Source organism: Simplicispira sp., assembly GCF_028687295.1.
Classification (GTDB): domain Bacteria; phylum Pseudomonadota; class Gammaproteobacteria; order Burkholderiales; family Burkholderiaceae_C; genus Simplicispira; species Simplicispira metamorpha.
Genome location: NZ_JAQUAL010000083.1, coordinates 1 through 14,168 on the forward strand (window position 1 = coordinate 1; position 14,168 = coordinate 14,168).

The 14,168-nt window shown below is 66.2% G+C and carries 9 protein-coding genes and 1 pseudogene; all 10 read left to right on the forward strand.

What is annotated here, in order from left to right; translation table 11 throughout:
• The first annotated feature begins 50 nt into the window (after positions 1-50).
• Positions 51-467 carry a putative toxin-antitoxin system toxin component, PIN family gene (locus PHX69_RS10380; RefSeq protein WP_288043630.1) on the forward strand — a complete coding sequence of 139 codons (417 nt, stop codon included), beginning with the start codon at positions 51-53 and terminating at the stop codon, positions 465-467.
• A gap of 9 nt (positions 468-476) precedes the next feature.
• On the forward strand, positions 477-725 hold the full coding sequence (locus PHX69_RS10385) for a hypothetical protein (RefSeq protein ID WP_288043631.1): 249 nt from the start codon (positions 477-479) through the stop codon (positions 723-725).
• Positions 726-785: 60 nt separating this feature from the next.
• The gene (locus PHX69_RS10390) at positions 786-2,444 is read left to right on the forward strand and encodes a site-specific DNA-methyltransferase (RefSeq protein WP_288043632.1); all 1,659 of its coding nucleotides are present in this window, start codon (positions 786-788) and stop codon (positions 2,442-2,444) included.
• A 294-nt stretch (positions 2,445-2,738) separates the two neighbouring features.
• Positions 2,739-5,453 (forward strand): DEAD/DEAH box helicase, encoded by a 2,715-nt coding sequence (locus PHX69_RS10395; protein WP_288043633.1) that lies wholly within the window; start codon positions 2,739-2,741, stop codon positions 5,451-5,453.
• The gene (locus PHX69_RS10400) at positions 5,450-7,009 is read left to right on the forward strand and encodes a polyamine aminopropyltransferase (protein ID WP_288043635.1); all 1,560 of its coding nucleotides are present in this window, start codon (positions 5,450-5,452) and stop codon (positions 7,007-7,009) included. Before PHX69_RS10395 ends, PHX69_RS10400 begins: the two co-directional genes overlap by 4 nt.
• A gap of 330 nt (positions 7,010-7,339) precedes the next feature.
• Positions 7,340-8,593 (forward strand): annotated as a pseudogene (locus PHX69_RS10405) (PAS domain S-box protein); the annotation flags it as partial.
• 92 nt (positions 8,594-8,685) lie between these two features.
• On the forward strand, positions 8,686-10,803 hold the full coding sequence (locus tag PHX69_RS10410) for a PAS domain-containing hybrid sensor histidine kinase/response regulator (protein ID WP_288043637.1): 2,118 nt from the start codon (positions 8,686-8,688) through the stop codon (positions 10,801-10,803).
• The gene (locus tag PHX69_RS10415; protein ID WP_288043638.1) at positions 10,800-11,792 is read left to right on the forward strand and encodes a response regulator; all 993 of its coding nucleotides are present in this window, start codon (positions 10,800-10,802) and stop codon (positions 11,790-11,792) included. The genes PHX69_RS10410 and PHX69_RS10415 overlap by 4 nt, the downstream gene beginning before the upstream one ends.
• 29 nt (positions 11,793-11,821) lie before the next feature.
• A complete protein-coding gene (locus PHX69_RS10420) occupies positions 11,822-12,685 on the forward strand; it encodes a hypothetical protein (RefSeq protein ID WP_288043639.1) in 864 nt (287 codons plus the stop codon).
• Between the two features lie 48 nt (positions 12,686-12,733).
• Positions 12,734-14,168: FAD-dependent oxidoreductase (locus PHX69_RS10425; protein ID WP_288043640.1), on the forward strand; the 1,435-nt coding region annotated here is incomplete at its 3' end.

Sequence of the window (14,168 nt, forward strand, 5' to 3'; positions counted from 1 at the left end):
TAAGACAAGCCAATTGATATCAAAAAAGATATCATTCCGGGATGCGTTATTTGCTAGACACCAATGTGCTGGTGGCCGCCCTTCGCTCCAAAAACGGGGCCAGCCATATCCTCCTGCGACGGGCTTTACAGGGCGATTTGCCCGTGGTGGTGCACCACAAACTGGTGTATGAATACCGTGATGTGCTCAGCCGCCAGAACATCTTGGCGAGCACCGGGCTGACCTGGGCCGACATCGAACTGGTGCTGGCCCATCTGGTGGCCCAAGCCAGCGAGGTCGGCGTGCGCTACCTTTGGCGCCCCAACCTGCGAGACGAGGGCGATAACTTTGTGGTCGAAATCGCCGTAGCGGCAGCACCTTGCACCATCGTGACGCACAACCTCGCTGACTTTGCTCGGGCTGAGTTGCGTTTTCCGCAAGTGCCCGTGTGCACGCCAGGCCAGTTACTACAGTCCTTGACGCATTAGGAGACCCCCATGAGCAAGACCTCTTTCCCCTTGAGAATCCAGGACGAAGAGCGTACCCGTGCCAAGCGTCTGGCCGAGGCGCTGGGCATGTCCGAAAACCGCCTGTATGCCGAACTGATCCACGACGGCATGCTAATTCGCGAACAGATGCTTTACATGGGCCAGCTGCGCGAGTTGGCCCGAACCACCACCACCGCCGATGCCCTGGCAGTGCTGGCCAAAGTGCCCGATACCCCACCTCTGGCAACCGATCTTTGAGGGCTTGGCGCAGGCCATGCACTATTTCACATGCCCGCACGCAGCGGGCCGCTTTTTCCCATGCCCACCCTTGACTGGCTCAACCGCGCCCACGCTTTCACCACCGCTGCCCAGGTGCCATACCGGCTGCTAGACACCGTTTCCATCCACGGCGACGCCGCCGCAGCACAAGACAACCTGCTGATTCAGGGCGACAACCTCGAAGCCCTCAAGGCCCTGCTGCCGTTTTACCGGGGCAAGGTGAAGTGCATTTTTATTGACCCCCCGTACAACACGAAAAGCGCGTTCGAGCACTACGACGACAACCTGGAGCACAGCCAGTGGCTGTCGATGATGCTGCCGCGCCTGCAACTGCTGCGCGACTTGCTCAGTGAGGACGGTTCTATCTGGGTGACGATTGATGACAACGAAGGGCATTACCTCAAGGTACTGATGGACGAGGTGTTTGGACGGCGGAATTTTGTGGCGAATGTGTTTTGGCAAAAGACACATACGCGCGAAAACAGAACAGACATTTCCACCGTACACGATCACCTGCTTGTGATAGCCAAAAACCGGGATGGCTGGAAAGAAGTCAGAAATATGCTGCCTTCCTCAGAAGATCAACTAGGGCGATTCAGCAATCCAGATAACGATCCGCGTGGCGATTGGGCCTCTTTGCCAGCGCACGCCAAGGCTGAGAAGGGGCGGCGTGAAGCCCAGTTCTTCACGATCACAACCCCATCGGGGAGAAAAATCGATCCACCTCCTGGGCGTTGCTGGCTCTATACCGAATCACGATTCTTGGAGATGGTGCAGGATGGCCGGATATGGTTTGGCGAAAGTGGCAACAATGCACCGCGCGTCAAGAAATTCCTATCGGAAGTGCAAGCGGGCCTGGTGCCATCGACTCTGTGGCTGCATCAGGAAGTAGGGACGAACGGCAAGGCAAAGTCGGAGTTGGTGACACTTTTCCCAGGTGAAACGCCCTTCTCCACTCCCAAGCCCGAGGCATTGCTCCAACGCATCCTGCACATCGCATCGAACCCCGGCGACCTCGTTCTGGACAGCTTCCTCGGCTCCGGCACCACCGCCGCTGTGGCCCACAAAATGGGCCGCCGCTGGATTGGCATCGAAATGGGCGAACACGCCGCCACGCATTGCCTGCCGCGCCTGCAAAAAGTCATCGCTGGCGAACCCGGCGGCATCAGCCAGGCGGTGGGCTGGCAGGGCGGCGGCGGTTTTCGTTACCTGGCGCTGGGCGCGCCCATCTTTGACGCTGACGGCTGCATCCACCCCGATGTGCGCTTTGCCACGCTGGCCGCCTTTGTCTGGCAGCAGGAAACCGGCACCGCCTTTGACCCCGCCCAAGGCCAGCCGGGCACGCCCTGGCTGGGAACGAACTCCGTTTTTGATAGCTGCTCGCGCTTGCCAGACGGCGCTTTGGAGCCCATTTCATCTGAAAATTCGCCCGAGCCGGTTCCTGCCCCCGAACCGGTGCTGCGCAGCCGCACCGCCTACTACCTGCTGTTCAACGGCATCCTGGGCGATAAGCGCCCGGCCAGCGGCAATGTGCTCACCTCTGCCGTGCTCGATGCGCTGCTGGCGCTGCACGCCACCACGCCCCACCCCGACGCGCCGCTGGTGGTGTACGGCGAAGCCTGCCGCCTGGGCGAGGCGCGCCTGGCACTGGCACAGGTCACCTTCAAACACATTCCGTATGACGTGAAGGCGCGGTGAGGGTAGTCATGAAAGACAACAGCACCCTTCTGGAGACTTTGCGCGGTCTGCCGACCGAGACGGAATGGCTGGAATTCAAAGAAGCCAAAAATAGCTTTTCCGTAGATGACCTGGGCCGCTATTGGGGGGCGTACCAAAGCTGCGTTATGGGCGCTGGCCCCCAATCACTCCCAATCCACGTGAAATTTTCCCAATGGATTTTTCAAAACCATTGGCATATCAATAACTTGCATTGGGATTGGCGTTGCAGATCGCACCTATTTGTCCCAATCCACCCCCCATTCTTCCCAATCCATGAGCGCCCTCACCCTCAAGTCCTACCAGCAGACTGCCCTCGATGCGCTGGGCGCATACGCCCACACAGCCCGCAACAAGGGCCCGGCGCTGGCCTTTGGCGAACTGGTGGGCCGCCCCTACCATGCCGGTGCGTTTGGCGCGCAGCTGCCTTGCGTGTGCCTGCGCATTCCCACAGGCGGTGGCAAAACGGTGATGGCGGCGCACGCCGTGCCCCTGCTGGCGCGCGAGTGGTGCAACGTGGATGCGCCGGTAGCGGTGTGGCTGGTGCCCAGTGATGCCATTCGCCAGCAAACGCTCAAGGCGCTGCAAACGCCCGGCCACCCCTACCGCGCTGCGCTGACGGCAGCCTATGGCGAGGCGCTGCACGTGTGCGTGCTGGATGAGGTGGCGCAGATTGCACCGCCCGACTGGGGGCGCACTGCCATCGTGCTGGTGGCCACCATCCAGAGCTTTCGCATCGAAGATGCGGGCCAGCGCAACGTGTACAGCTTTTCCGAGAGCTTGGAGCCGCACTTCAAAAACGCGCAGGCGCAAGACGGCGGGCGCAGACTGCAATGCCTGCACGCTTTACCTGATGCCCTGGTGACGGCAGAAGACGCCGCCCGCGACCACACCGGCGTACTGCAAGGCTTTGTTGGCCAACCGCGCTGGAGCCTGGCCAACTGGCTGGCGCTGCACCAGCCCCTCGTCATCGTCGATGAGGCGCACAACACCAAGACCGACAAGAGCTTCACCGCCTTGCAGCGGCTCAACCCAGCGTTCATCCTGGAATTGACCGCCACACCGATGGCGCACCAGACCAATGTGCTCTACCACGTCAGCGCGCAAGAGCTGGCCGCCGAGGACATGATCAAACTGCCCATCGTCCTGGCCGAGCACCCCGAGGGCTGGCCCGCCGCCGTGTTGGGCGCCCTGCAGACGCAGCGCAAGCTGGAGGCCGAAGCACTGAAAGACGAAGCCCAGGGCCACGGCTACGTGCGCCCCATCGTGCTCTTTCAGGCACAGAACGTGGGCGACGAGATGCCGCCCGAAGCACTGCGCCGCTACCTCATCGATGAACTGCAACTGCCCGAGAACCAGATTGCCGTGGCCACAGGCACCACGCGCGGGCTGGACGATATCGACCTGGCCGCGCGGCACTGCCCGGTGCGCTACGTCATCACCGTGCAGGCGCTGCGCGAGGGCTGGGACTGCCCGTTTGCCTATGTGCTGTGCAGCCTGCAAAAACTCACCAGCGCCACCGCCGTGGAGCAATTGCTGGGCCGTGTGCTGCGTATGCCCTACGCCCGCCAGCGTGGCCGCGAGGCGCTCAACCGCGCTTACGCCCATGTGTGCGCGGCAGAGTTTTCCAGCGCCGCCCATGCCCTGACCGACCGGCTGATCGACCACATGGGCTTTGAGGCGCTGGATGTGGCGTCGATGATTGCCGCGCCTGCGGCTTACCCCTTGTTTGGCGAAGATTTTGAGTCCAATCACCCTCTGACCTTTACCACGCCTGCGCCAATAGCTACCAATTTTGAAGCAGTGGTTGCCAGCCCCGCGCTGCTGGCGGTGCCCGGCGTACAGGTGCAAACCATTGCCGGAACCGAGCAAGTGGTGGTGGCTGGGCATATTGCCTTGGAAACCGAGTCGCTGATGTTGACCCAGGTGCGCGGTGCCAAAAAGCAGCAGCAGGTGCGCGAACAAGTGGCGCAGCACAACGCCCTGGTGGCAGCGCAACTGGCGCCCGCAACGCGCGGCGTGCCGTTTGCGCCGCTGCCCACGCTGGGCTACCGCACCGACGCGCAAGCGCCGCTGTGGCCGCTGGAGCGCAGCGCCGTGCTGGAAGCCGTGGAGCTGGATTTGCTCAGTCCGCACGCGGTGCAGTTGCCGGGTTTTCAGGTGGCACAGGCGTCGGATGTTTTCTTGATCGACCTGCAAGGTGAGCGCCTCACGGTGCGCGCCACGGGCACCGAACAAATGGCGATGGACTACGGCCACAGCAGCATCACCGCACAAGATGTGGTGCGCTGGCTCGATCAACTGCTGTTCAAGCCCTTGTACGACCTGACCCAAAGCCAGCGCCGCGCCTACCTGGCCGCTGTCGTCAGCCATCAATTGCACGCCTGCGGTGTGCCGCTGGTGGCGCTGGCGCAGGCACGTTTTCAGTTGGCGCGCGCCATCGAAACCCATGTGGCTCATTTGCGCGATGCCGCAGCGCAGCAGCAGTTTCGCCAGCGCGTGCTGCAGCAAGGCGATGCCAGTGCCTGGCTGGTCGAGCCCGACTGGGCCAGGCCCCATGTGTTCGAGCCCAACCGCTACCCGGCACCCGTGGCCTCGCGTTACAGCGGGCGCTACCAATTCGGCAAGCACTACTTTCCGGTACTGGCGGATCTGAAAGAGAACGGGCAGGAGTTCCAGTGCGCCCAACTGATCGACCGCCATCCGCGCGTGCGCCACTGGGTGCGCAACCTGGACGCAGCGCCCTGCGGCTTTGGCCTGCCCACATCGCGCGGGCGCTTTTACGCCGACTTTGTGGCTGAGCTGGTCGATGGCCGCGTGGCCTTGCTGGAGTTCAAAGGCGCCCATTTGGACAATGCTTACGAAACCGAGAAACGCCAGGTGGGTGAGTTGTGGGCCGAGGCCAGCGCCGGACACGCCGTATTCGGCTGGCTGACCATGGCACGGGACGGCAAGAACCTGGCGCAGCAATTGGACGCCGTATTGCAATGAGCCCCGACGCCCTGCCAACCCCGCACCCCACGGCCCCCACCGGCCCCCGCCCCATCGACGTGGCGCTGCTCATCAGCGTGTTTGTGGTGGCCGCTTGCGGGCTGCTGTATGAGCTGGCGGCGGGGGCGCTGGCCTCGTACCTGCTGGGCGACTCGGTGTTGCAGTTCTCCACCATCATCGGCACCTATCTGTTTGCCATGGGCGTGGGTTCGTGGCTGTCGCGCTACTTTGAGCGGCAGTTGCCCGCGCACTTTTTGCGCATCGAATTGCTCGTAGCGCTTGTAGGCGGGGCGCTTCCAGCTATTCTTTTCATAGCAAATGCGTACATACCCGGTGCCTTCCGGCTGCTGCTGTACGGCATGGTGCTGGTGGTGGGCACGCTGGTGGGGCTGGAGATTCCGCTGGTCATGCGCATCCTCAAGCGCAACGTGGCGCTGAAGGATTTGGTCTCGCAGGTGCTGACGTTTGATTATTTGGGCGCGCTGGCGGTGTCGCTGGCGTTTCCGCTGCTGCTGGTGCCGCACCTGGGGCTGATCCGCACGGGGCTGGTGTTTGGCCTGCTCAATGCCAGCGTGGCGGCGTGGGCGGTGTGGCTGTTTCGCCATGAGCTGCGGCGCCTGCGCGCGCACATCGCCGCCTGCGTGCTGGTCATCGGCGCGCTGCTGGCCGCGCTGTGGGGCGCCGAGCACATCACCACCTTTGCCGAAGACAAGTTCTACCAAGACCGCATCGTCTTCAGCAGCGCCTCGCCCTACCAGCGCATCGTGGTTACGCATGGCAAGGCGGGGCACCGTTTGTTTTTGAACGGCAATTTGCAGTTTTCCCAGCGCGACGAGTACCGCTACCACGAGGCGCTGGTACACCCGGCCATGGCCGCCCACGGCGCGCCCAAAAAGGTGGCCGTGCTGGGCGGCGGCGACGGGATGGCGGTGCGCGAGGTGCTGAAATACCCCAGCGTCGAATCGGTCACGCTGGTCGAACTCGATCCGGCCATGACGCAGCTGTTTGCCCAGCACCCGACGCTGGCGCGGCTCAATGCCGGGGCACTGCAAAACCCCAAGGTCACGGTGGTCAACACCGACGCCTTCCAGTGGCTGCAAGACACGGGCGACACCTTTGACGTGATCGTGGTGGACTTTCCTGATCCGACCAACTTTGCCATCGGCAAGCTCTACACCAACAGCTTTTATGCGCTGCTCGACCAGCGCCTGGCCGCCAGTGGTTACGCCGTGGTGCAGACCACCTCGCCGCTGGTGGCCCGGCAGAGTTTCTGGACGGTGGTGCAGACCATTGAATCGGTGGGCCTGCGCACCACGCCCTACCACGCCCATGTGCCCAGCTTTGGCGAGTGGGGCTTTGTCATTGCCAGCCGCAGGCCCTGGCGGCTGCCGCAGGCGCTGCCCGAAGGCTTGCAGTTCTTGAGCGTGCAGGGCTTGCCGCTGCTGCTGGACTTTCCGCTGGACATGGCGCGCGTGCCGACGGAAGTTCACCGCCTGTCCAACCAGGTGCTGGTGACCACCTACGAGCGCGAGTGGGGCCAGGCACTGGGCCATTGACCCGGGGGTGGCCCCTGGCTCTGCCGGGTCGGCCCGCAGGCGTGCCACGCCCATCGTTGAAAATGCGCCGACACAACACGTTGCGTTGCAGCGCTTTTCATGCTTGATATGTTCTTTTCCAGCGGGATCGCCCGCCCCGCGCTGCTGTGGCAGCAGCACGACCCGCGCCTGGTGGCCTTGTCGGTGGTGCTGGCCATTCTGGCGTCCATGATGGCGCTGCACATGGCCGCGCTGGCGCGGCGCGCGTCCAGCGCTCTGCCACGGCACCTGGCACTGCTGACCGGCGCCATCGCCCTGGGCGGCGGCATCTGGGCCATGCACTTCATCGGCATGCTGGCGTTTGCGCTGTGCGCACGCGGGCACTTTGACCCGTGGTTGACGCTGGTGTCGTTTGTGCCGGGGCTGGCGGCATCGTGGGTGGCGCTGCGCTTGCTGATGCGCCGCACGGTGGGGCCCTGGGTGCTGCTGGGCGGTGGGGTGCTGGTGGGCGGCGGTATTGGCGCCATGCACTACATCGGCATGGCCGCCTCCGAGCTGGCACCGATGATGCGCTACGACCCCGTGGGCTTTGCCACCTCCATCGTGGTGGCCGTGCTGCTGGCCACGCTGGCGCTGTGGGTGCGCTTTGGCCTGCAACGGCACATGCGCTGGCGGTCGTGGTGGGCCAGCACCCTGGCCGGTAGCGTGATGGGGCTGGCCATTGCGGGCATGCACTACATGGGCATGGACGCGCTGCGCTTTGTCGGGCCGCTGAGCATGGATTATTTTGATGGCGCCTCCGAGCACCGCACGCTGGCCCTGGCCGTGACCGTGGTGACGGTGTTTGCCGGGGCGCTGGTGCTGGCCATCAACGTGGGGCTGCGCTACCGCCAGCTGCTGCTCGAAGCCCAGCGCAACGAGTCACGCCTGCGCGCGGTGATGGACACCGCCCTGGATGGCATCGTGATGATCGACGCCCAGGGGCTGGTGCAGTCGTACAACGCGGCGGCGCAGCGCATTCTGGGCTGGTCGGCAGACGAGGTGCTGGGGCGCAACGTGAACATGCTCATGCCCGAGCCGCACCAGTCCGCACACGACGGCTACCTGAACCACCACCTGAGCACGGGCGAAGAGCGCATCATCGGCACCGGGCGCGAGGTCGAGGTGCGGCGCAAAGACGGCACGCTGGTGCCCGTACACCTGGCCGTGGGCCGGGTGCAATGGCCCGGCAAGCCGGTGTTTGTCGGCTTTCTGACCGACATCCGCCAGCGCCGCGACATGGAAACGTCGCTGCGCCGCAGCGAAGAGCAGTTTCGCTCGCTCATCGGCAACATCCCGGGCGTGACGTTCCGCTGCCGGCTGGACCAGGACTGGTCGATGCTGTTTGTCAGCGACTCGGTAGAGCAGCTCACGGGCTGGGCGGCATCCGATTTTCTGGCGCACCACACCTCGTTTGCGCGGCTCACCCACCCCGACGATGTACCGCGCCTGTGGCACGAGGTCACGCAAGCGGCGCAGCAGCAGCGCGCCTACCAGATCGAATACCGCCTGTGCCACCGCGACGGACGCACGCGCTGGGTGTCTGAAACCGGCCGCAGCGTCTGCGATGGACATGGCCAGGTGCAGTGGATAGACGGCGTGATCGTGGACACCACCGACTTCAAGGCACGGTCCACGCCATCAACCGCGCGCTGGCCGTGGCCGAGTACGACCTGCAAGGCCGGTTGCTCTACGCAAACCAGAACTTCTTGCAGCTCATGGGCTACACGCTGGACGAGGTGCTGGGCCAAAGCCACCGCATGTTCTGCCCACCCGAGTATGTGCAAGACCCCGCCTACGCCCAGTTGTGGGAGCGCCTGGGGCGCGGCGAACTCGACGCGGGCGAGTACCTGCGCCTGGGCAAGGACGGGCACGAGGTGTGGATACAGGCCACCTACAACCCGATTTTTGATGCGGACTGCAAGCCATTCAAGATCGTCAAATTTGCCACCGACCTGAGCCAGCGCCGCGCCATGGAACAAGAGCTGCGCAGCGCCAAAGAGCGCGCCGAACTGGCAGCGGCCGCACGCAGCATGTTCCTGGCCAACATGAGCCATGAAATCCGCACGCCCATGAACGCCATCATCGGCTTCACCGAGGCACTGCTGGACTCGCCGCTGGACAGCACCCAGCGCCGCCACCTGGGCACCGTACACCATGCCGCGCGCTCCATGCTGCGCCTGCTCAACGACATTCTGGACACCGCCAAGCTGGAAAAAGGCGCCGTGGAGCTGGAGGCAGAAGACTTCTCGCTGCGCACGCTGTGCGAGCAGATTCTGGCCTCGCTGCGCATCACCGCCACCAAAAAAGGACTGGCGCTGTTGCTGGAGTACCCGCCATCCGAGCCCGACTACTTTTGCGGCGATGCACTGCGCTTGCAACAGATTCTGGTCAACCTGCTGGGCAACGCCATCAAGTTCACCGAAACCGGCACCGTCACGCTGCGCGTGGCCTACGCCCAAGACCAGCTGGCGCTGGAGGTGCAGGACACCGGCATCGGCATCGCCCCCGAACAGCTGGCGCGCATCTTCGACCCCTTTGCGCAGGCCGATGCCTCCACCACGCGCCGCTTTGGCGGCACGGGCCTGGGCACCACCATCTCGCGCCAGCTCACCGAGCTGATGCAAGGCCACATCGCGGTGCAAAGCACGCCGGGCGTGGGCAGCACCTTCAGCGTGCGGCTGCCGCTGCCGCTGGGCCAGGCCGTGCAGGCGCCAGCGCACCCACAGGTGGGCACCCTGCCGCCGCTGCGGGTGCTGGCCGTGGATGACGTGGCCAACAACCTGGAGCTGCTGCAACTGACGCTGGCACGCGGCAACCACCAGATCACGCTGGCGCATGGCGGCGAGCAAGCCGTGGCGCAGTTTGCGCAGGCACCGTTTGACCTGGTGCTGATGGACTTGCAAATGCCCGGCATGGACGGGCTGGAGGCCACACGCCGCATCCGCTCCTTTGAGCAAGACCGGCAGCGCAAGCCCGTGCCCATCATTGCCCTGTCGGCCAGCGTGCTGGAGCAAGACCGCCGCGACGCCCTGGCCGCTGGCATGGACGGCTTTGCTGGCAAGCCGCTGGAGCCCGCACGCCTGCACGCCGAGATGGCCCGGGTGCTGGACATCCGCCTCGATGCCACACCGGCGCCCACCCTGGCCCTGCCCACAGCGCACAGCGCCGAGGCCGCCATCGACTGGGAACGCGGCGTGCGCCTGTGGACGCGGCTGGATTTGCTGTGCAACGCCATCGAGCGCTTTTTGCACGACAGCCAGAGCGTGCCCGCAGCGCTGCAACAGTACCTGCAAGCAGGCGATTGGGAGGGCCTGCGGGCCGCCGCGCACCGCCTGCGCGGCGCCGCCGGCAACCTGGCCCTGGACCCGCTGCACACCCTGGCCACGCAACTGGAAGACGCCGCCCGCACCGGCCACGCCGACACCATCGCCCCCCTGGTCGATGCCCTGCCCGCCGTGCTGGGCAGCACCCAGCAAGCGGCGCAGGCCTGCCGCATCTGCGGCGCCCCCCCGGCCGCACAGGCCCCCGTCCACCTGCCCGTGGCAGCGCAGCCACTGGCGCAGGCCCACCAGGCGCTGGAGCAACTGGCGCAGGCCCTGCAACGGGGCGAATTGCCCGAAGCCCCGCTGCAAGCCCTGGCCGAACTGCTTCCCGCCCTGGCCCTGGAGCCTTTGCAGCAGGCCATCGACGCCTTTGATTTCAACCAGGCACAACGCTGCCTGCACACCCTGCGGGCACAGTTGGCGCCCGCCCCCGAGGAAGCCGCCCCATGACCCCCACCGAAGACCACCGCCCGCGCCTGCTGCTGGTGGACGACGAGCCCACCAACCTCCAGGTGCTGCGCCACATCCTGCAAGCCGACTACCGGCTGCTGTTTGCCACCGACGGCCAGCGCGCCATCGAGATCGCCCAGCAGCAGCGCCCCGACCTGGTGCTGCTGGACATCATGATGCCCCGGATGGACGGCTACGCCGTGTGCCACGCGCTCAAGCAGGATGCGCGCACAGCGCCCATCCCGGTGCTGTTCATCAGCGCCCTGACCGACCACGACGACGAGGCCCGGGGCCTGGACGCCGGGGCCGTGGACTACATCACCAAGCCCGTCAGCGCCGCCGTGGTGCGCGCGCGCGTGCGCATCCACCTGTCGCTGGTGCGCCTGGACGAGCTGCGCGAAACGCGCCTGCAAATCGTGCAGCGCCTGGGGCGCGCTGCCGAGTACAAAGACAACGAAACCGGCATGCACGTCATCCGCATGAGCCACTTTGCCCACCGCCTGGCACTGGCGGCAGGCTGCAGCCCGGCCTGGGCCGAAGACCTGCTCAACGCCGCGCCCATGCACGACGTGGGCAAGATCGGCATCCCCGACGCCATCTTGCGCAAGCCCGGAAAACTCGATGCCCAGGAGTGGGAAGTGATGCGCCGCCACCCCGCCATGGGCGCAGAAATCATCGGCCAGCACCCCGGCGGACTGCTGCAAATGGCCCACGCTATCGCCCTGCAACACCACGAAAAATGGGACGGCAGCGGCTACCCGCACGGCCTGGCGGGCGAGGCCATCTCGCTGGAGGCGCGCCTGGTGGCCATTGCCGACGTGTTCGACGCCCTCACCGCCGAGCGCCCCTACAAAAAAGCCTGGCCCGTGGCCGACGCCGTAGCCCACATCCAGGCCCAGGCAGGCCAGCACTTTGACCCGGCCCTGGTCATGCTGCTGGAGCCGCTGCTGCCCGAGCTGCTGGAAATCCGGGCGCGCTGGGCCGACTGAGTCACCATTGCGGCAAGGGAGCAAGCACAGTGCCAACCACCAACGCCAACCAACATCCCCATCGCCGCCGCGCCTGGCTGGCGGGCGCCGTGCTGGCTGCCTGCCTGGGCGGGTGCGGTGATCCGTATGCGCACAAATTGCCCGCCGATGGGCGCCTGGGCGCAGGCGAAGCAGAAAAAATCGCCCGGGCACTCACCGGCCCCGACCAGGAGCGCTTCCAGCGCTGGGCGCACAGAATGCTGCGCCAGGAGCACTACGGCGGCGAGCCCTCGGCGGGCACCGTCCAGCACGCCCTGCGCAACCAGACCGAGTTTGAACTGCAACAGCAGCAAGCCCAGGCCGAAGCAGCCGCCCGCCAGGCCCAGGCCGAGGAACAAGCCCGGCAGCAAGCGCAGGCCCAGCGCGAACAGCAGGCCGCGCTGGAGCAGTTGCACAGCAGCCGCGCCGCCGTCCATGCACGGCTGCTGCAACACATCTCGGCACGCACGCTGCACCACGAGTTCAAGCCCGTCGTCAGCGCCCAGGGCGAGGTCTTTGCGCACCAGTGGGTGATTTCCGTGGCGCTGGACAACCCGTCGGCCAAGCGCCTGGTCAGCGCATCGGGCTGGCTGCAAATGGCCGACACCCAAGGCCGCGCGCTGGGCGCCCTCCCCCTGCACATCGACACCCCGGTGTTGCCGGGCAAATCCCTGGAGCACACCGCCGTCATCGACCACCAGCGCAACCACCCCCTGCACACGGCCATGGCCCAGGCCGACGCCTTGCAGGTGCAATGGGTGCTGGAGTCGGTCGCCTTTGCCGACGGCACGGTGCTGAGCGCCAGCAGCCTGCCTGCACCGCCTGCACTGCCCGGCGCCAGCGCCGCAGCCAGTGCCACCCCAGCCCCGCCATAAGGCGGCCTCGCCCCCTGCCGCACCGGCACCGAACACATCCCAACCGACATGCACCGCCGCCAGTTCTTGGCCCGCACCACCGCCAGCGCCACCAGTGCCCTGCTGGCCGCCTGCGACAGCGCACCGCCCGCCCTCAGCGGCGGCTTTGCCGGGGTGGACATGGCGCGCGGCCACGCCCTGCGCGACCTGCTGGCCAGCGGCCGCCTGCCCGAGCCCGCGCGCATCCACCGCACCCAGGTGGTGATTGCCGGGGGCGGCGTGGCCGGGCTGGCCGCCGCGCGCTCGCTGCGCCTGGCGGGGGTGGAGGACTTTGCCCTGCTGGAGCTGGAAGACAGCGCCGGGGGCAACAGCCGGGGCACCCAGGTACAAGGCCTGGCCTGCCCGCTGGGCGCGCACTACCTGCCCCTGCCCGGCCCCGACGCCACCGAGGTGCAAGACCTGCTTGAAGAACTGGGCCTGCGCCAGCGCGTGGCCGGACGCTGGCAGTACGACGAGCGCCACCTGTGCCACAGCCCGCAGGAGCGCTTGTTCTTTCACGGCGAATGGCAAGAAGGCCTGCTGCCCGTGCAGGGCGTGGGCAGCGCCACGCTGGCGCAGTACCAGCGCTTTGCCGATGCCGTACAGGCGCACAGCCAGCAGGCGCGCTTTGCCATGCCCGCGCTCAAAACATGGAAGCCAAATCAGCCCCTAGCGCCCGCCCACCAAGCGCTGGACGCTATCACTTTTGAATCATGGCTGGCCCAGCAAGGACTGCATGATCCGCACCTGCGCTGGTATTTGGACTACTGCTGCCGCGACGACTACGGCGCAGGCTGCGCGCGCGTATCGGCCTGGGCAGGCATCCACTACTTTGCCAGCCGCCACGGTTTTCAGGCGCCGGGCAGCGCCACAGCGGGTGAGCGCGACAGCGGCGTGCTGACCTGGCCCGAGGGCAACGGCTGGATCACCCAGCGCCTGGCCGCGCCGCTGCGCCAGGGCGGCCAGCTGCACACCGCCACCAGCGTGCTGCGCATTGCCGAGCACGCGCGCGGCGTGCAGGTCGATGCATTCGACCACGCCACGCAGACCGTGCAGCGCTGGCAGGCGCAGCGCTGCATCGTGGCGCTGCCGGTGTTTGTGGCGGCGCGGGTGGTACAGGCGCCGCCCGCTTTTGTGCAACAGGCCGCACAGCGCCTGCACTGGGCGCCGTGGCTGGTGGCCAACATCCACCTGAGCCACCCGCTGCAAGACCGCCCCGGCGCCGCCCCCGCCTGGGACAACGTGCTGTACCAGGACGCCACCCCCGGCGGCCTGGGCTACGTCGATGCCAGCCACCAGCGGCTCGACGCCCGCGCTGCCGGGGCCGCACCCACCGTGCTCACCTATTACCAGGCGCTGGGCGAGCTGCCCGGCGCCCGCGCGGCCCTGGCCCAGCAGCCCTGGACGCACTGGGCCGATGCCATCGTGCACGCCCTGTCGGCGCCGCACCCGGATTTGCGCGCGC